We start from the raw sequence: 18,881 nt of genomic DNA, 5'->3' as shown, positions 1-18,881 counted from the left end.
GCAGAGTCTCTATAGAGAACTCTCGACGACACTGTATTGTTCCCGGCGAAGGGGCCAATTCAGGCATTCGAACGCGGACCCAACCGGGTCTCGGCATCCATTGTCTCACGGTTTTGCGAAACCTACGCCTGATGAATACCCAAACCCCCTACACGACCGTGTCCCTGTATCCGCGCCAGGCAGTGCTGGAACTTCGCGCCCACGGGCAAATGGTCCCTGTGCCCAGGAGATCCATCAGCAGCTCGGCAAGTCGATAGCCCGGTTGGGCGGCCTCCGCCCCGCTGAGGCACGCGTGGGCAATGGATCCGCGCCCCTTGCACCAGGCGATCCAGCCTTGCAGAGTCAGTGCCGCTGCGGGCACGACACCGGATTCGTCATCGACGCACAGCCCGGCAAGGACCGTTTGCAGTGCATCCAGAGCTGTCCAGCAAGGCATGTCCGGCCGCATGCCAAGCAGGACGTCACCGTAGGTGAAGACGTCTTCGTCGGTACTTAGTTCTGGCAGTACTTTGGCGGTGGCGGCAACAGGCTCTTCCACTCCGAGTTCTTGTGGGTCGAACGGCGTGTTGCCGTCATTGTCGTCGTCAACGAAGAGTCCGAAGGCCGATGCACCGGACTTCGCAGAATCCATTCCTGCTGCCGCCATAACCACCACAGCGTCCCGCCAGGCAGGGACCCTGAGGGTTGTTCTAAGGAAGCCCATGATGCGTGCATCCTCGCCGGACCGCAGAGGGCGGCCGGCTTCAACCCGGTTCAGCACGTGGTGCCACACGGCAAGGATGGCGTCCAGGCAGCGCTCGCTCCGCCATCGACCAAGAATCTGCTTGCCGTAGCGTGACTCTGCTGCCAAAACCAAAGGATCAACGGCCCCGGGACTGGCAAGCCGGGGTCTTTCGAGGGCGCTCCTGGGGGACGGCCCTATGGAACTCCCGCTGTACACCAGCTCTGCGCTGAGCCTGCTGTTCTTGATGCGCTCAACAGGCAATCCCGGCACCGGACAACATTGAAGATCTGTGCAGTAAGCGCTGCGCCAGTACTCGGAACCAACCAGCCAGGCATCGCGGACCGACAAGTCAACTTCATCGAGACTCAGCTGCAGGGCCTTGAGCAGCGGAATTGCCTGCCGGACCACGGTGCCGTCCTCCCACCCTGAGTCCGTGTAGACCGCGAGCACCACCCCGTTGGCCTCCTCATCGGCAATCAGGAAGCTCCGGATCTGGTCTGCGAAACCCGCACGGGCCTCAAGTGATGCAAGGTTTGGCAGGTCCACGCGCAGCGTGGCTCCAAGGACTTTCCCCTGCATGGTGATCGCTACAAGACTGTCCTCGGGCCAGTACCCCAACATGTGGGGTATGTAGCCAAGGATGTCTTCGGGTTGGTGGATGCTGAGCGTTCTGTTGGAAGTCATGGTTCCACCCTGCGCAACTCCCCCCGGAGGGAACAGTGACCATCATGCTTATGTGGACAAGCTGCCGTGGAAAAGCCACCCAGGGGCTGGTACTACTCTTCGTCCGGAGACGTGGGGCGTGGAGCACGTCGTCGCTCGATCCGTTCCCGGCGCTGCCTTGCGAGGGCGGCCAGGAGCGGCTGCACGTGAATCCCTTGGGCTGCCATTTGGCGGCGGACCTTCCGCCGTGTCACCAGGATGAGCACCGTACCAAGGGCAAGCAGTACGAACTGAACACTGAGGGCAATACGGAACGGTGCAAGACCGTAGAGGTCACCGTCTGAGAAACCACTGGCGTAGAGGAGGTCGAGGACCAGGCCAATGAGGTAAATGGCAACGAGCGCAGCGATGAAACCGCCGACGTTGACAATACCGGTGGCTGTGCCGATCCGGTGCGAGGGATTGAATGTTCGGGCAAAGTCGAATCCGATCATGGATCCGGGCCCGCCCACAGCCAACACCACCACCAAAATAACCAGGAGCCACAGAGGGGCGCGCTCGGGAAGAATGAGCACGGCAGCCCAAGCCAGGGTTGTCGCCAAAGCAATCAGCAAAACCATGGCGGACCTTCGCATGGGGTGTTTGGACACGAACCGTCCGAACCCCGGCCCGGCAATGATCGCGGTGGCCACGAACAACGCCATGAGGCCGGAGACGGTACCGGCATCAAGTCCTTGGGCAGACAACAGGAAGGGATACCCCCAGGTCATCGCAAAAAGGTTGCCACTGAATTGAACGGTGAAGTGGCTCCAGAGTCCCAGCCGGGTTCCGGGTTGTTTCCACGCGCGGGACAGGGAAACGCCGGTGGCACGGAGGCCTTGACCCGTTTCCCGCGGCGGGTGCCCGGGTGGGGCATCGCGAAGGACTGCCAGCACCAGAACCACTGCCAGCACGGACATCGCTGCCAGGGTCAGGAAAGCGGGCGTCCATCCGGCCGCGTGGAGAAGCAGCGCAAACGGGACAACACTGAAGAGCTGACCAAGTTGGCCACACATGCCGGTCAACTGGGTGACCAACGGAACCTTGGCAGGAGCGAACCACAAAGGGACCAGGCGGATCACCGAAATAAAGGTCATCGCATCTCCTGCACCCACCAGGACCCTGCCCAGGACCCCGCCGGGAACACTGTCCGCAAAGGCCAGCTGCAATTGTCCCAATCCCATGAGGACTGCACCGCCGGCAATCATGGCCCGCGAACCGAACCTGTCCACCAAGACGCCCACGGGGATCTGCAACCCTGCGTAGACCAGGAGTTGAAGCACCGTGAAAAAAGAGATGGCAGAGGCGCTGGCATGGAATCTGTCCGTGGCTTCCAAACCTGCAACGCCAAAGGAGGTCCGCTGCGCCACCGCCACCAGGTAGGCGAATACGCCGATCGTCCAGATGAGCCAGGCGCGGGGAGCATTCACCCCCCAATTATGCCTGCCGGCTACTCAAAGCTGATTTATTGAGGCGAGTCTTTACGTGCCAGATAGGCCTCGACGGCGGCTCCAATGTCTTCAGCATTGGGCAGTTCATCATTCTCATCAGCCAGCAGCGATCGGCGGACAACGCCCTCGGATTTCTCGTCGTAGCGGGTCTCGAGATTCGTCACCACTGCCTGTACTTCCTCAGAGGCCTCGATCTGCTCGGCAATCTGCCGGCCCACTTCACGGCCTGCTTCCCTGAGCCTGTCCGTGGGCAGCATGAGGGATGTTGCCGCCCCCAGGTATTCCAAACCGGCCACGGCTGCTGGCGGATACTCGGCTTCAGAGAGGTAATGCGGGACATGGATGACATACCCGGCCACGTTGCGTTCCGCCTCGGTGAGCCGCAGTTCGAGGATGTGGCCAATGGCGGCGGGAACATCAACGGTGGGCTTCCAGCTCGAAATCCCCGCAATGAGCTCGGGCATGTTGCCATGGACCGTCACACCAACGGGCCGCGTATGCGGGACGGGCATGGGGATGGAATGGATCCAGGTCACCAGGTTGACGTCGAGTTCTTCCACGATTCCCACCACGGCCCGCGAGAAACGCTCCCATTGCAGATCGGGTTCGAAGCCGGCAAGGAGCAGAAACGGTTGGCCGAGGCCGTCATTGAGCTTGTACAGGCCGAGCTTTGGCGCTTGGTAGTCCTGAAGATGGTCCTCCACGAAGCTGATGTGGGGCCGCCTTGAGCGGTAGTCGATGAGTTGGTCGGCATCGAACATGGCCACCACCTCAGCGTCCAGTTCATCCAACAGTTCCGCGTTGATCTGCCGGACTACCTGACCGGCATCGGCAAAGCCCGTGAATCCCATGACCATGTTCAGTCCACGCAGCTCGGGGCTGTGGAAGGTCTCGATGTTTCGTGCGTACAGCGATTCAGGGTCCAGGAGGGAGCCGGATATCCGTTCAAACACGGCGTTTTCCTTTCGCAATGACAAAGTTCGGGAAGGTCCCGGGGCGCCGGCAACCTGACACCAAAAGGCGCCAACACCTGGCTGCGGGACTCTACTAATCGATACAACGCTGCACGTCCAACGGGCATTCCTGCCCCGGATGTGCGGCAGCTCTCATTTAATTGCTGTTCGCAGCACTCTAGAGACTACGATCGAAAAAGGGTCGGCGCGCTTTGCGACGCTAGACCTGAAGACCAAGGCCGCCGTCGCAAGAGGACGTCGGGCGCCTACCGGGGCAGGCCGCCAAACATGCGGCCCCGCCATGCAATGCAGAGAGAAGTGAGGACACATCCTCGTGGTCAAGACTACTGACATCATCCTGGGAATCATCGCCAAGGACCTGAAAAAGTCCCCCAGCGACGCACTTGTGATTGGCGTTGCCCAAGGCGCGGACGGGCCGGTACTGCTGTCCAACCCACTGAGCGCGAAAGCCGCCGAATCCGTTGCAGGGTCGCTGAAGCCCTTGGGGATCACCGGCGCTGCCGACCAGGCGCACCGGCTTCCGGGCTTGCCGGAGACAGGCTCAGGGATTCTTGTCCTTGCCGGAGTGGGAAAGCTTTCCGATGACGGAAGCCTTGGCGGAGAAGCTCTGCGGCGTGCCGCTGGATCCGCCGTACGCCAGCTGGCGGGTACCGCTTCGGTCACGCTGGCGTTCCCGACGGCGACCCTGGCGGATGTCACCGCTGTCGCCGAAGGAGCCGCCTTGGGCGCGTACGCCTACACGGAGCACCGTTCCAGCAAGGATGGGCTGAAGGCGCCTGTGGCCAAGGCTCTGATCTTCTCGGATATCGACGCCAAGTCGGCCCAGCCCGCGCTGGATCGGGCAATCGTGCTCGCCCGGGCCGTCAACTCAACCCGGACTCTGGTCAACGAGCCCCCGAGCCACCTGTACCCGGAGTCCTTCGCGGAATCGGCAAAGGAACTGGCCAAGGGACTTCCGGTCAAGATCACCGTCTGGGATGAAAAGCGTCTGGAAAAGGAAGGCTTCGGGGGTATTCTCGGCGTCGGCAAGGGCTCCACCCGCCAGCCGCGCCTCGTTAAGGTCGAATACGCCCCCGCAAAGGCTACAAAGAAGATTGCCCTCGTCGGCAAGGGCATCACGTTCGACACTGGCGGTATTTCCATTAAGCCGGCCCTCGGCATGGGCGACATGAAGAGCGACATGGCCGGTGCCGCCGTCGTACTTAACACTGTCCTGGCCATCGCCTCGCTCGGACTGCCTCTTAAGGCCACTGCATGGCTCTGCATTGCGGAAAACATGCCGTCCGGAGCCGCAGCCCGGCCCGCTGACGTCTTCACGATCTACGGCGGCAAGACAGTTGAAGTTTTGAACACAGACGCTGAAGGGCGTCTGGTCATGGCCGACGGCATCGTCGCTGCCAGCCTGGAGAAGCCGGACGCCATCATTGACGTCGCTACGCTGACGGGTGCTCAACTGATCGCCCTGGGTTTGCGCACGGCCGGGATCATGGGATCCGACTCCGTCACCGCTGCATTGAAGTCAGCCGCTGACAGGGCAGGCGAACTTGTCTGGCCCATGCCGTTGCCTGAGGAACTCCGTCCCAGCCTGGATTCACAGGTGGCGGACCTGGCCAACATTGGTGAGCGCAACGGTGGCATGATGACCGCAGCCGTCTTCCTCCGCGAATTCGTGGGCAAGGACGACGCCGGGCAGCAGATCCCCTGGGCCCACGTGGACATCGCCGGGCCGTCGTTCAACAACGGCGCTCCCTATGGATACACGCCCAAGCAAGGCACCGGATGCACCGTCCGCACCCTGCTTGCCTACGCCGAGGATCTCCTGGCAGTCTCCGCCTAACGCACCGCTCTGCCCTTCCGGGTTGCGCAGGCCCCTGCCGGATCCCCGGCGAGGGCCTGCACAACCCCGGAATTATGCGGGGTGTAGCGCTGTGTCACAAGTGAACGTGAGTCTCGACACAAGCGCTCCCCAAAACGCCCGCAGAGGGTGGAGCATGGGTAGGTGGTTCGCTAAGGTGAACTCGATAGTCACAAATGCAAGAGAACTTAGGTGCTGGCATAATCACGGCAGAACAAGTTCCAAAGACCAGATGACACCAGTCCCGTGTCATCATTCACGCGAGGGAGCGTTTTAGTGGCCGATCAGGCAACTGCGCAAGAATTCGACATCCTGGTACTCGGTGGCGGCAGCGGCGGCTACGCCACCGCCCTGCGGGCCGTTCAGCTTGGGTTCACCGTTGGCCTTGTGGAAAAGGCAAAGCTCGGCGGAACCTGCCTGCACAACGGTTGTATCCCCACCAAGGCACTCCTGCACTCGGCTGAACTTGCCGACCATGCACGCGATTCCGCCAAGTACGGCGTGAACGTCACACTCGACAGCATCGACATGTCGGCAGTGAACGCGTACAAGGACGGCATCATTGCCGGTAAGTTCAAGGGCCTCCAGGGACTTATCAAGTCCAAGGGCATCACCGTCATCGAGGGTGAAGGCAAGCTCCAGGGCAACAACACCGTCGTCGTGAACGGCACCTCCTACACTGGCAAGAACATCGTCCTGGCCACGGGTTCGTACTCCCGTTCACTGCCCGGCCTTGAAATCGGCGGCAAGGTCATCACCTCTGACCAGGCCCTGACCATGGACTACATCCCCAAGAGCGCCATTGTCCTGGGCGGCGGCGTCATCGGTGTCGAATTCGCTTCCGTCTGGAAGTCCTTCGGCGTGGACGTCACCATCATTGAGGGCCTCCCCTCCTTGGTCCCCAACGAGGACGCCGCGATCGTCAAGAACCTTGAGCGTGCATTCAAGAAGCGCGGCATCAAGTTCACCACCGGCATCTTCTTCCAGGGTGTTGAGCAGAACGACGACGGCGTCAAGGTCACCTTGGTTGATGGCCAGACCTTCGAAGCCGACCTCCTGCTCGTTGCTGTTGGCCGTGGTCCCGTGACCGCCAACCTCGGCTACGAAGAAGCCGGTATCACCATCGACCGCGGCTTCGTCATCACCAACGAACGCCTCCACACGGGCGTCGGCAACATCTACGCCGTTGGCGACATCGTCCCCGGTGTCCAGCTTGCACACCGTGGCTACCAGCAGGGCATTTTCGTCGCCGAGGAAATCGCCGGCCTGAACCCGGCAATCGTCGAGGACATCAACATCCCCAAGGTCACCTACTGCGAGCCTGAAATCGCAACGGTGGGCTACACCGAAAAGGCCGCCAAGGAGAAATTCGGCGACGACCAGGTGCAGACCCAGGAATACAACCTGGCCGGCAACGGCAAGAGCTCAATCCTCGGCACCGGCGGGCTCGTCAAGCTCGTGCGCCAGAAGGATGGCCCCGTGGTGGGCATCCACATGATCGGCTCCCGCATGGGCGAGCAGATCGGCGAAGCCCAGCTGATCGTGAACTGGGAAGCCTACCCGGAGGACGTGGCCCAGTTGGTCCACGCCCACCCCACCCAGAACGAAAGCCTGGGCGAAGCCCACCTTGCCCTCGCGGGCAAAGCTCTCCACGGCTAAGTCTTACCAAGACCCACGGGTCAGGTGCATGCGGCGAAATATGCCGCATGCACCTGACCCGGACCAGCAGAATTCATCCGCACAAAGATCAATAAGGAGAACGGGGACGACATGTCTGAATCCGTTAACTTGCCCGCCCTCGGTGAGAGTGTCACCGAAGGAACCGTCACCCGCTGGCTCAAGCAGGTTGGTGACCGGGTGGAGATCGACGAGCCGTTGCTCGAGGTTTCAACCGACAAAGTAGACACTGAAATCCCTTCTCCGATCTCTGGCGTCATCGAAGAAATCCTCGTCGCTGAAGACGAGACGGCCGAAGTTGGCGCCCCCCTGGTCCGGATCGGTGACGGCTCCGGCTCTGCAACTGAGGCCGCACCGGCTGAGGAAGCACCCGCTGCTCCCGCCGAGCAGGCTGCACCCGCAGAGGCTCCTGCTGCCCCCGCAGCTGAAGAAGCACCTGCCCCTGAGGCCCCCGCTGCTTCCGGTGGCGAAGGCCATGAAGTAACCCTCCCTGCACTGGGCGAAAGCGTCACCGAAGGTACTGTCACCCGCTGGCTCAAGGCCGTGGGCGACACCGTCGAGGTTGACGAGCCGCTCCTGGAGGTTTCCACCGACAAGGTTGACACCGAGATTCCTTCCCCGGTAGCGGGCACGCTGCAGGAAATCCGTGTCAGCGAGGACGAGACCGCTGAGGTTGGCTCCGTTCTGGCCGTCATCGGTTCCGGTGCAGCTGCCCCGGCAGCCGCTCCTGCTCCCGCAGCCGAGGCGCCCGCAGCAGCTCCGGCCGCTCCGGCACCCGCCGCCGCTCCCGCTCCTGCAGCTCCTGCACCCGCTGCCGCACCGGCACCTGCCGCGGCTCCCGCTGCTCCGGCTCCCGCTGCCGCACCGGCACCCGCAGCTGCTCCCGCGGCTGAAGGCTCCTCGGAATCCGGTTATGTCACTCCCCTGGTTCGCAAGCTTGCCAACCAGCACGGCGTGGACATCGCTTCGGTTTCCGGCACCGGCGTCGGTGGCCGCATCCGCAAGCAGGATGTTTTGGCTGCAGCGGAAGCCAAGCAGGCAGCTGCTGCCCCTGCTGCTGCTCCGGCCGCAGCAGCTCCGGTCGCCAAGGCCGCTGCCCCCGTAGTGGCGTCCTCTCTGCGTGGCACCACCGAGAAGGCCCCGCGTATCCGCCAGGTTATTGCCCGCCGCATGCGCGAGTCCCTTGAGGTCTCCACTCAGCTGACCCAGGTGCACGAGGTCGACATGACCAAGATCGCCAAGCTCCGTCTCAAGGCCAAGAACTCGTTCCAGGCCCAGAACGGCGTCAAGCTGACGTTCCTGCCGTTCATCGCCAAGGCTGTTGCCGAAGCCCTGAAGCAGCACCCCAAGCTGAACGCCGCCTACGATGAGTCGAAGCAGGAAATCACGTACCACAACGCCGAGCACCTGGCGATCGCGGTCGACACCGACAAGGGCCTTTTGGTTCCCGTCATTTCCGACGCCGGCAACCTCAACCTCGCCGGCCTGGCCAGCAAGATCGCCGATGTCGCAGGCCGTACCCGCGACGGCAAGATCGGCCCGGACGAGCTTTCCGGTGGCACCTTCAGCATCACCAACATCGGTTCTGTTGGTGCACTGTTTGACACCCCGATCATCAACCAGCCTCAGGTGGGCATCCTCGGAACCGGCGCGATCGTCAAGCGCGCCGTCGTGGTTGCCGACGAGAATGGCGACGACTCGATTGCCATCCGTTCCATGATGTACCTGTCGTTGACGTACGATCACCGCCTGGTTGACGGTGCGGATGCCGGACGCTTCCTGCAGACACTCAAGGCCCGCCTTGAAGAAGGTGCTTTCGAAGCAGACCTCGGTCTCTAAGACTTAGGCGCCAATAAGCACAGCTTGCTGAACCAGAAGGGCAGGTTACCGGACATCGGTAACCTGCCCTTCTGCTGTATGTACCCCCTGCCTGAGGGCGTCCGCGTGGCTTTGCTACGGGACGTAGAACCAACTGGATAAGCTGGGTCCATGAGTATTCTTTTCAACATTCTGGTGTTCTTGCACATCGTCGGCGCAGCCATGATTGTGGGCTACTGGATCGCCACTCTCAAGACGCCAACAGTCCACCCCCGCCAGCGCGACGGCGCCTTCCTTCAGCTCCTCACAGGCATCGCCATGATGGGCCTGTTTCCCTTGCTGCCGGACGCCGATCCCAACTACTTCAAGCTGGGTGTTAAGTTCGCCATTGGCGTGGCCGTCGCTGTTCTCGCGGTTATCGGCTCGCGGAAGGTGAAGAACGGCGAGCCGGTTTCCACCGGGCTGGCCCATGGCGTAGGTGGCCTGGCGTTGGTCAACATCGCCATTGCCACCCTCTGGAACTAGTCCCGGGCCTGCAGGCCGACTAGTCCTGGGCTATACAGAACTCGTTGCCCTCGGGATCCTGCATAACGTCCCAGTGAAAATCTCCGATGTTGTGCTCCTCAACAAAAGCAGCTCCCAAAGTCTCAGCTTTGCGCCGCAGCGCTGAGGGGTCGGCGTCGTGAAGGTCCAGGTGCAGGCGGCGTCGCCCCTCCGTGGGTGCTGAGACTTGTTGAAATGCCAGTTGCGGATGGCCAGGTTCAGCTGGCCGTAGCCAGATGAAACCTTCGTGTTCGGCTGACACGGGCATGTCCAGCAGCTCTGACCAGAATGATGACAGGCGGGCGGCATCCACGGCGTTGATCATAATGGACGCGATTCTGGGGCCGCTGTTTTTCCCGGACTGTGTGAGTTCTTCGGTATCCATTGCGCCAGTCTAGGGGTCACAATCCACCGTCAGCGGAATGGCCGTGCGGTCCGGCGGGCAAATCCATAGGATTGATCCCGGTGGCACCTGCCGAAGGCTGGTTGCCGACTCACAACGATCCCAAGGAGTGGACATGGCAGCAACACGCACCGCACACACGGTTTGGAACGGCAACCTGATTGAGGGTGCCGGCAACACAACGCTGGACAGCTCAGGACTGGGCACGTTCGATGTCACCTGGAAGGCACGCACCGAGCAGTCCGGCGGCAAGACCAGCCCCGAAGAACTGATCGCCGCGGCCCACTCCGCATGCTTCTCCATGGCGTTCAGCCACGCTTTGGCAGGCGAAGGATTCACGGCAGAAGAAGTGAACACCAAAGCTGACGTTATCTTCGTTCCCGGAACCGGCATCACCGGCAGCCACTTGACCATGACCGCAAAGGTTCCGGGTCTCTCCGAGGAAGACTTCCGCCGCATCTCTGAAGACGCCAAGACCGGTTGCCCGGTTTCCGGTGCTCTGGCCAGCATCGAAATCACTTTGGATGCCACCCTCGCCGCATAGCATGACGCAGGGCTGAATATCACCGCCCTGGAAACATGGAAGAGCCCCGACGCTCCCTGAGGGAGTGTCGGGGCTCTTCGCCTTCCTACGCGTGTCTCTTAGCTCTTCCGGGGACGCGACGGAAGCGGTGCCGGGCGAAGCTTGCGGTAGCCCTCACGCAAGGGTGGACGGTCGGTGGGGAGTTCCTGGATCATTTCCTTGAGCGCACCAATTCCGTACTCCAGCTGAGGATCAGTCCCGGCCGCGTAGGCATGAGGCGGGAAAAGTACCTCAATATCCGGCTCCACACCACGGTTTTCCACGTCCCAACCGATCCCGCCACTGAACCACGTGGCGTATCGAGGCTGCGTCACACCGGTGCCATCGGCAAGTGAGAAGCGATTATCGATGCCCACTACGCCGCCCCACGTCCGAGTACCAATGACGGGGCCGATGCCCCTCAACTTGGACACCTGGGTGATGATGTCTCCATCGGATCCGGCAAATTCATCGGCAAGGATAATTACCGGTCCACGTGGCGCATGGTGCGGGTAGGTCCGCGGCTTTTCACCGCGCGGCATGCTCCACCCCGTCACCTTGCGCCCGATCAGTTCGGCAACCAACTGCGAGGTGTGTCCACCGCGGTTGCGCCGTACATCCACAATCAGGCCGTCCAAAGCCGTCTCCGTGTCGAGGTCGCGGTGGAGCTGCGCCCAGCCGTTGGCCATCATGTCCGGGACATGCAGGTAGCCGAATTTGCCATCCGACGCCTCACGGACTGTACGTCGGTTGGCCCTGACCCAATCCTGGTATCGCAGCCTTTCCTCGTCACGCACGGGAACCACCGCAACCCGTCGTTGGGCACCGGCAGCTCCACCATGGCCTTCACCGTTCAAGAGCGTCAGCTCAACGGTCCTGCCTGCCGAACCCACCAGCTGCATTGCCGGAGTCAAGACCGCCGAAAGCCCGACGCCGTCGATCGCCAAAAGGACATCGCCCACCTTGGCATCCGCCCCGGGACGCGTCAACGGTGACGTGGCCAGGGGGTCGGAAGACTCTCCTGCGAGGATCCGCGTAATTTCCCACCCCTTGGCGCCGAGCTGGAACTCTGCTCCCAGCCTGCCCTGGCCGTTTCGCCCGGGCTCGGTGACAGCCGTCGGCTTGACATAGGCGTGCGACGTTCCCAATTCACCATGGATTTCCCACAGCAGGTCAACCAGGTCATCGTGGGAACCGAGCCTGTCCACAATGGGACGGTAGCGCTTGTGCACGGAGTCCCAATCCTGGCCAGCCATGTCGGCGGTCCAGAAGAAGTCCCTCTGCAGCCTCCATGCCTCATCGAAGGCCTGTCCCCAGGCAGCCACGGGGTCCATGGTGACCCGAATCCTGTTGAGCTCCACCTTCACAAGTTCTGCGGAATCTTCTTCCACCTTGTTCTCCGAAGGGACGGACGTCACCTGCTTGTCGAGTACATAAACAATGCGGCTAAGGTCACCCGAAAGGCGGTAGCTGTCCACTGCTTTGACGAGTGTGAGCGGTTTGCGCTTGGCGAGGTCGTAACGGACCAGGGACGGCGCTGTCTTCTTGTCCTGGAGGGTTCCCCGGCCATCGCCCATGACACCCGAAAGTTCGGTGTCAAGCCACAGCAAAGCGCCGTCACCTACAGCCAGCTCGGAGTAGTTCCCCTGGGGCACCGGCACAGCGATCACCCTGTGGGCGAGCCCGTCCGGGTCCACGCGCACAGCTGGCGCTTCGCCGTCGTCGTCGGCCTTGGCCGCGTCTGTTGCAGCCACGGAGGGTGAGGCGTCCTCCAGCGTGTCTATGGAAGGCCCAAACGGTGACGGCGTATCCGCAGCCAACGCAACCATGTACGGCTTGATGGGGCTCGGGAAGGAGAGGTCGAAGGAGTGTCCGTCGTACACGGGGTCGAAGCTCCTGTTGGACAGGAAAGCCAGGAACTTTCCGTCCGGCGTGAATTTTGGCGACTCGTCGCAGAAGCGTCCGTCCGTGACATCGATAATGCCCGAGTCGGGCTCTGCCGGGCGGGCGATCCGGAGCTTGCTCCGCGAACCGAAGGACGTCACTGGCTCGGACCAGACGAGCCACTGTGAGTCGCTGGACCACGCGAGTTGCTCAATGCTGCCTTCGCCGACGCTGACAAGGCGCGCCAGTGTTCCCGTAGTGGTATCGGCAACGAAAACGTCGCCGAAGGACGTGCCCACAGCAATCCAGCGGCCATCAGGGCTGGCTTCCAAGGCACTGGTCCGGGTAGGGGCAGGGAATTCACAACGGAGATCCGCGGAGTCTTCCGAAGCCGCCGGAACTACGGGCCTACCGGTCCCGCCAACGGTGTCTGCGGATGGTTCGGCGTCGGCTGCCTCCCCCGGGCTGGCCTGAGCTTGCGATCCGGTTGCCGGCGTATCCCGGGTGCCGGGCTGCGCGGGAGCGGTTGCTTGTCCCAGCACGTTGGAGGCGGAAACGGGCTTCGGCAGAGGAGCTGATTCTTCTGCAGCGGGCGCGGGTTGTTCAGCCTTGATGGTGGGAACCACCACGGGCACAAGGCGGGCCGCGATGCGCTTGATATACAACGCTTCCACTCCCCCGTGGTCTGCGATGTAGGCTATCCGTCCGTCAGTGAGGGGTCGGGGCAACCGCGCGCGGACACCCGGTGTCGCCTCAACCACCCGTGAAGGTCCATCCTTGTGGCGGAGCCAATGGATGGTGCCGTGAGATTCCACGGCGCTGGCAGTTCCGGTGACGTTCGGGAACACGTCTCCCAAGTGGGCTGAAGCCTTGAGTGGCGCGGGGCGGCGGCCCGGTGATGCGGAGCCAAGAGTAATCTCCAATTTATCTGGCTCGGCTTCGGCATCCAATGACGGCAGCATCCAGAGCTCGCCTGCCGACTCAAAAACCACCCTGGAACCGTCTGTGCTGGCATGCCGGACGTAGAAATCCTCGTGATCCGTGTGGCGGCGCAGTCCGGAACCATCGGGGAGCACCGAATAAAGGTTTCCGTAACCCTCGTGATCCGACAGGAAGGCGATCCGCCCCTGGATCCACAGGGGGTCGGTCAGGTTTCCGTCGATCTCCTTGACCAACCGCTCGAACTCGCCGTTGCCGTCAGCATCGATCCAAAGCTTCCCGGCGGTGCCGCCACGGTAGCGCTTCCACCATGCGGGCTCCCGGGAGAGCACACTTGCCAGGACAACGGGCTTCTCGTCGCCAACTTCGGGACCAAAGGCGACCGACTCCACCGGGCCGAAGGGAAGTTCGACGGCGGCGCCGCCGTCCAAAGGGAGGCTGTACGCGTGAGTGTGGCGGCTTTCGGCTTGCTGGAAGGCGCTCGTTACCACCACGTTCCCTGCGGGTGTGAAGCCTTTGACCTTGGTGGTGCTGTGCCCGAAGTAGGTCAGCTGCCTGTACCCGCCGCCGTCGACGTTTGCCGTGACCACCTCCGGTGATGTGCCCACAACAGTGGTCCAGACCAACTTCCCTCCGTCCGGAGTGAACCGCGGGTTCCTGGCCGGAAGCTGCTGGGAGGAAACCCGCCAGGCGCGGCCGCCTGAAAGGGGTGCGATCCAGACGTCGTCTTCGGCCACGAAGGTGACCAGATCGCCGTGCACATGCGGGAAACGGAGGTAGCTGGAGGAGGTCATTGTTCGATCATAGTCAAGAGGCACCCCTCAGTTGCGGCATCCGCCGGTCGTTTCCACCACAAGCGTTCGCCATGGTGAGATGGGTCATGAGAATCGTGATGTCCGGAGCTTCGGGAATGATCGGGACGGCCTTGTCCGAGCAGTTGACGTCTGAAGGCCATGAGGTTGTCCGGCTGGTGAGGCGCCCAGCCAAAGCGGCACTCGAATGGACGTGGGACCCGGCCAAGGGTGAGCTTGATGAAGCTGTCCTGGAGGGAGCCGACGCTGTGATCAACCTATCCGGCGCGGGCATCGGTGACCGCCCGTGGACAAAACGCCGGATACAAGTTCTCACAGAATCCCGCCTCCGGCCCACGCAGACCCTGACCGCTGCCATGCGGCGACTCGGCACACCGCCCGCCACCTTCATCAGCCAATCCGCCTCGGGCTTTTATGGCGCTTCCCGCGAAGGGGTCCTGCGGGAAGATGCAGGCCAAGGCACCGGCGTGCTGGGGCATCTGACCTTTGAATGGGAGCGAATGGCCAGGACAGCGCCGTCGGGAGTTAGAGTGGTGACTCCCCGGACCGGCGTTGTGCTCAGCACCTACGGCGGGGCGCTGGGGCCGCTGCTGCCCTTATTGAAGCTGGGGCTGGGAGGACCGTTCGGCAACGGCCGCCAGTACTGGCCGTGGATCACGTTGGCCGACGAAGCCCGCGCCCTCGCATTCCTGATGACAGCCAGCCTTGAAGGCCCGGCTAATGTTTGCGCCCCGGAAAGTGCTGACGTCAATACGATCGTTGCGGAACTCGCCAAAGCCTTCCACAGGCCAGCCTTCCTTCGCGTGCCCAGACCAGCCCTGAAACTGGTTCTGGGTGGGCTGGCGGACGAGCTCGTCATGGCCAATCAGCGAATGGAGCCCGCACGGTTGCAGGAAGCCGGCTTCAGTTGGTTGCATCCCACCCTCTCGGACGCCATGGAATGGCTACGACAGGAAAAGAGCGACTAACGAATCCCTGGCCCGGGCTGGTCGTGGCCTGTCCCGGTCATCGCTCTCCTTTGTCATCACTTTGAGGGAACGGCGCCCAGGACTCCTGAAATTCGCCAGCGTCCCTCAGAACGAACCACATCCAGCGCTAGTTGTTGTGGTGGTCCGGCCATTTCGGTCCTGACAACCTCCCCTGAGGCCAGTCGTTCCTTATATCCAGACGTAGTGGCAGTCAGCGTTACCAGCACATGGTCTGCTTGCGGAGGTCCCTCCAGGGTCAGTGCAGTCAACGTTGTCCGCAGACCTTCGAACGCTGTTCCAGCGCCACGCAGATAGTCTCCCAAGTGTTTATCACTGGCCTCGGCCTGCGAACCTGGCGCATTGACGGCCTCCAAAAGATCCAGGCGCCGTTCTCCCAAAGCGATGTCGCGCACCGCTGACAACGCCGCAACGGCAACCAAGGTATCCTCGGATAGAAGACCTTCAGAAAGCGCCTGCGGAAGAACAGGGGTGGCGGGGAGATCGCTGGCGGTCCGAAGATCCGCCTCACCGGAATCGGCAGCGCCGGTGTCCGTCGCTGATTGGTGCATCATCGCCGTCGTTGGTCCGTTCTGCTGCCAGGAGATCCATGACAGGACGCCAATCAGCGCCACCATCGCCACCATGAGAACCAGCCTGCGGGCCACCCCTCGACCGGGACGGCCTCGTTGACCACGCGAACGGCGTGAAGCTGGAAGCCGCGCCCTGCGCAGGGACGGCAACAGTCTCCACCATGTCTTCAACCACCCGGTTGGACGGCGGGGTCCACGCCCCAATGTCTCACGCCTGGTCAGCAACTCAGGGATCACCGACTCGTGCACGACGCCGGACAAGTCAAGGGCCTCGGGAGCAGCACTTCTAAAAATCGCGGTGCCTAGTTCCCTGGCCGAGGGACGAATTCCGGAATCCAGATCCAAGGCAGCCTCCAGGGCCGCGGCCAAGGCCTTGGGTACTTCAGGCACCAGAAGTGACAGGGGTGGGCGATCCTGTTCCGGCCCCGGCGTTGTGCCTGTCAAGCAGTACCACCCCACTGCCCCGAGCGAATAGACGTCGCGTTGCGGCTGTAGGTTGTCCCGGGAAAGGTCGTCGTCACCGAAAGCCAGCCCCGGGGGTTCCATGAATCCCGGCGTTCCGACTCCAGGGCCGCGAGGCTTGTCGCCCACCGTGGCGGCAACGCCGAGATCTGCCAGCAGAGGCATCCCTTCCGCCGTCAGCAAGACGTTTCCAGGTGACACATCCCCATGTTCCGCGCCGCTGGCATGCAGGTAGTCCAAGGCCTGGGCAAGGGGTGTCAGGATAGTCACAGCTTCTCCGATCCGGAGCTTCCCTCTTGCGGAGATGAGGTTGGCCAGCGAACCTCCCGCTGCGTAGTCCATGACGATCCCCAGGGTTCCCCCGCCCGTCCCGCCCAGCTGGAGGACTTCATGGACGCGGATAAGGTGCTGGTGCTTAAGTCCGGAGAGAAGCTTCATCTCGCGGGCTGCGTCCTCAGGGATCCCGGCCGATTCCGTTGACCCGCCAGTGCCGGGACCAGGCCTGGCGCACTTGACCGCGAAACGCGCACCGTCCCTATTTCTCGTGGCAAGCCAAACAGTCGAGCTGCTGCCGTGCCCCAGCGGACGGGTTATCGAATAGCCCGGAACGTGGGGAGCCACGGCCTCGGGGGTGTCCAGAGTTTCCATAAACAAGGTGTACCGGAATGCGGGAGATTGCGCAGAAGTTATCCACAGGCGCTTCCTCGCCTGCGGCCCCATCCCGACCACCCGGGATGCGACTGAGAGCTTCACCACAAAACCAGGGCCAGTCTCCTGCTGGGTCTAAGCTTGAACCCATGACTCTTGAGTTTTCACAACTGGGTCTTGCCCCGGACTTCGTTGATTACATGCAGGGCTGGGACCTGCAACGCGAAATCCACAACAAAGTTGTTGCGGGCGAGAAGAACAGCACCGTCTTGATCCTTGAGCACGCCGCCGTCTATACGGCCGGCAAACTCACGGAGGACCACGAACGCCCCTTTGACGGCACTCCCGTAGTGCCCGTGGACCGCGGCGGGAAACTGACCTGGCACGGCCCAGGGCAACTTATTGCCTACCCGATCCTCAAACTCAAGAACCGCGCCGGCATCCGCGATTACGTGGAACGTCTTGAGGCCATCATGATTGCCGTGATGGACGACTACGGCATCAAGGCCGTCACGGTGAAGGGCCGGGCGGGAGTCTGGATCCTGGCTGACGACAAGGGACCTGACCGCAAGATCGCCGCGATCGGCATTCGTGTCCTGGATGGCGTCACCATGCACGGCGTGGCCATCAACTGCAGCAATGACCTCGCACCCTATGCGCAGATCATCGCCTGCGGCATCACCGACGCCAGCGTCACCACCATGTCGCTGGAATCCGGCCGGACCATCAACCCTGCCGACATCGTTGACCGCTTCGTTGAAGAATTCAGCAAGCATGAAGAAGCACTCGTTTCCACACCCGAAGGAGCACTCCAGTGACCTTGGCACCTGAAGGCCGTAAGTTGCTGCGCGTTGAGCAGCGTAACTCGGCGGTCCCGGTTGAACGTAAGCCTGAGTGGATCAAGGCCAAGGTCCAGATGGGGCCGGAGTTTGTTCAGCTCAAGAACCTGGTGAAGAAGGAAGGCCTGCACACGGTGTGTGAGGAGGCCGGTTGCCCGAACATTTTTGAGTGCTGGGAAGACAAGGAAGCGACGTTCCTGATCGGCGGGTCCGAGTGCACCCGGCGCTGTGATTTCTGCCAGATCGATACTGGTAAACCCTCCCCGGTGGACATGTTCGAACCCACCAAGGTGGCCCGCAGTGTCCAGGCGATGCAGTTGCGGTACGCGACGGTGACCGGCGTGGCCCGTGATGACCTCGCCGATGAGGGTGTCTGGTTGTACGCCGAAACGGTCCGGAAGATCCACGAACTGAACCCGGGCACCGGGGTGGAGTTGCTGATCCCCGATTTCTCCGGCAAGCCCGAGCACATCGCGGCGATCTGTGATTCCAAGCCCGAGGTGTTCGCGCACAACGTGGAGACCGTACCGAGGATTTTCAAGCGGATCCGTCCGGCGTTCCGCTACGAACGGTCCTTGGATGTCATTACGCAGGGCCGGGACTTGGGCATGGTGACCAAGTCCAACCTGATCCTGGGCATGGGCGAGACCCGCGAGGAAATCTCCGAAGCACTGCGGGACCTGCACGGGGCCGGGTGTGACTTGATCACCATCACCCAGTACCTGCGCCCGTCCGAGCGGCACCTGCCGGTGGACCGGTGGGTCAAGCCCCAGGAGTTCGTTGACCTCCAGGAAGAAGCCCAGGAAATCGGGTTCCTCGGAGTCATGTCCGGTCCCTTGGTGCGGTCCTCGTACCGTGCCGGGCGTTTGTGGGCCACCGCGATGCGGAAGAAGGGCCGCGACATCCCCGCCGAACTCGCCCACATCGCCGACGGCATCCAGGACTCCGGCACCACCCGCCAGGAAGCCTCCACCATCCTCGCCGCCCACGGCTAAACACCACTCGCGGCACCACCAAGCACTATTGAAGG

General features: G+C 62.4%; 14 protein-coding genes. 8 read left to right on the top strand and 6 right to left on the bottom strand.

Translation table 11 applies throughout. The features are described from left to right. Window positions 1–148 precede the first annotated feature (148 nt). The 3 genes from CQ020_RS05220 to CQ020_RS05210 form a co-directional block, all read right to left on the bottom strand. Window positions 149–1,408 carry a DUF4192 domain-containing protein gene (locus tag CQ020_RS05220; protein WP_105690863.1) on the bottom strand — a complete coding sequence of 420 codons (1,260 nt, stop codon included), beginning with the start codon at window positions 1,406–1,408 and terminating at the stop codon, window positions 149–151. Window positions 1,409–1,500: 92 nt separating this feature from the next. Beyond that, window positions 1,501–2,856, bottom strand: coding sequence for a nitrate/nitrite transporter (locus tag CQ020_RS05215; protein ID WP_105690862.1), 1,356 nt, complete (start codon window positions 2,854–2,856; stop codon window positions 1,501–1,503). A 35-nt stretch (window positions 2,857–2,891) separates the two neighbouring features. After that, complete coding sequence (locus tag CQ020_RS05210) at window positions 2,892–3,830, bottom strand: proteasome assembly chaperone family protein (protein ID WP_105690861.1); 939 nt, start codon at window positions 3,828–3,830, stop codon at window positions 2,892–2,894. Between the two features lie 334 nt (window positions 3,831–4,164). Between CQ020_RS05210 and CQ020_RS05205 the strand changes: the two genes are divergently transcribed. From CQ020_RS05205 to CQ020_RS05190, 4 genes are all read left to right on the top strand, one after another. Beyond that, entirely contained in the window at window positions 4,165–5,688 is a 1,524-nt protein-coding gene (locus tag CQ020_RS05205; protein WP_105690860.1) for a leucyl aminopeptidase, read from the top strand. A 294-nt stretch (window positions 5,689–5,982) separates the two neighbouring features. Further along, the gene (gene lpdA / locus CQ020_RS05200) at window positions 5,983–7,365 is read left to right on the top strand and encodes a dihydrolipoyl dehydrogenase (RefSeq protein WP_024820508.1); all 1,383 of its coding nucleotides are present in this window, start codon (window positions 5,983–5,985) and stop codon (window positions 7,363–7,365) included. 111 nt (window positions 7,366–7,476) lie between these two features. Continuing rightward, complete coding sequence (gene sucB, locus CQ020_RS05195; RefSeq protein ID WP_105690859.1) at window positions 7,477–9,222, top strand: 2-oxoglutarate dehydrogenase, E2 component, dihydrolipoamide succinyltransferase; 1,746 nt, start codon at window positions 7,477–7,479, stop codon at window positions 9,220–9,222. Between the two features lie 150 nt (window positions 9,223–9,372). Then, on the top strand, window positions 9,373–9,726 hold the full coding sequence (locus CQ020_RS05190) for a hypothetical protein (RefSeq protein ID WP_024820506.1): 354 nt from the start codon (window positions 9,373–9,375) through the stop codon (window positions 9,724–9,726). A gap of 19 nt (window positions 9,727–9,745) precedes the next feature. On the opposite strand, the gene CQ020_RS05185 is transcribed toward CQ020_RS05190, so the two are convergent. Continuing rightward, window positions 9,746–10,129 (bottom strand): VOC family protein, encoded by a 384-nt coding sequence (locus tag CQ020_RS05185; RefSeq protein WP_105568148.1) that lies wholly within the window; start codon window positions 10,127–10,129, stop codon window positions 9,746–9,748. 133 nt (window positions 10,130–10,262) lie between these two features. On the opposite strand from CQ020_RS05185, the gene CQ020_RS05180 reads away from it, so the two are divergent. Continuing rightward, window positions 10,263–10,691, top strand: coding sequence for an OsmC family peroxiredoxin (locus CQ020_RS05180; protein ID WP_105690858.1), 429 nt, complete (start codon window positions 10,263–10,265; stop codon window positions 10,689–10,691). Window positions 10,692–10,789: 98 nt separating this feature from the next. On the opposite strand, the gene CQ020_RS05175 is transcribed toward CQ020_RS05180, so the two are convergent. Continuing rightward, window positions 10,790–14,326, bottom strand: a complete 3,537-nt coding sequence (locus tag CQ020_RS05175) for a S41 family peptidase (RefSeq protein ID WP_105690857.1) — start codon at window positions 14,324–14,326, stop codon at window positions 10,790–10,792. Window positions 14,327–14,412: 86 nt separating this feature from the next. Between CQ020_RS05175 and CQ020_RS05170 the strand changes: the two genes are divergently transcribed. Next, entirely contained in the window at window positions 14,413–15,312 is a 900-nt protein-coding gene (locus CQ020_RS05170; protein WP_105690856.1) for a TIGR01777 family oxidoreductase, read from the top strand. A 56-nt stretch (window positions 15,313–15,368) separates the two neighbouring features. Here the strand turns inward: CQ020_RS05170 and CQ020_RS05165 are convergent, their stop codons facing one another. Next, window positions 15,369–17,012 (bottom strand): serine/threonine-protein kinase, encoded by a 1,644-nt coding sequence (locus CQ020_RS05165; RefSeq protein ID WP_105691064.1) that lies wholly within the window; start codon window positions 17,010–17,012, stop codon window positions 15,369–15,371. A gap of 149 nt (window positions 17,013–17,161) precedes the next feature. Between CQ020_RS05165 and lipB the strand changes: the two genes are divergently transcribed. Together lipB and lipA are read left to right on the top strand one after the other, a co-directional pair. Then, on the top strand, window positions 17,162–17,830 hold the full coding sequence (lipB, locus tag CQ020_RS05160; RefSeq protein WP_105690855.1) for a lipoyl(octanoyl) transferase LipB: 669 nt from the start codon (window positions 17,162–17,164) through the stop codon (window positions 17,828–17,830). Beyond that, complete coding sequence (gene lipA, locus CQ020_RS05155) at window positions 17,827–18,846, top strand: lipoyl synthase (protein WP_024820499.1); 1,020 nt, start codon at window positions 17,827–17,829, stop codon at window positions 18,844–18,846. Before lipB ends, lipA begins: the two co-directional genes overlap by 4 nt. Window positions 18,847–18,881: the final 35 nt, after the last annotated feature.

Origin of the sequence: Arthrobacter sp. MYb23 (assembly GCF_002979775.1) — a bacterium.
GTDB lineage: Bacteria > Actinomycetota > Actinomycetes > Actinomycetales > Micrococcaceae > Arthrobacter.
Note: the sequence above shows the minus strand (reverse complement) of the source record. Positions and strands in the feature narration are given on the sequence as shown.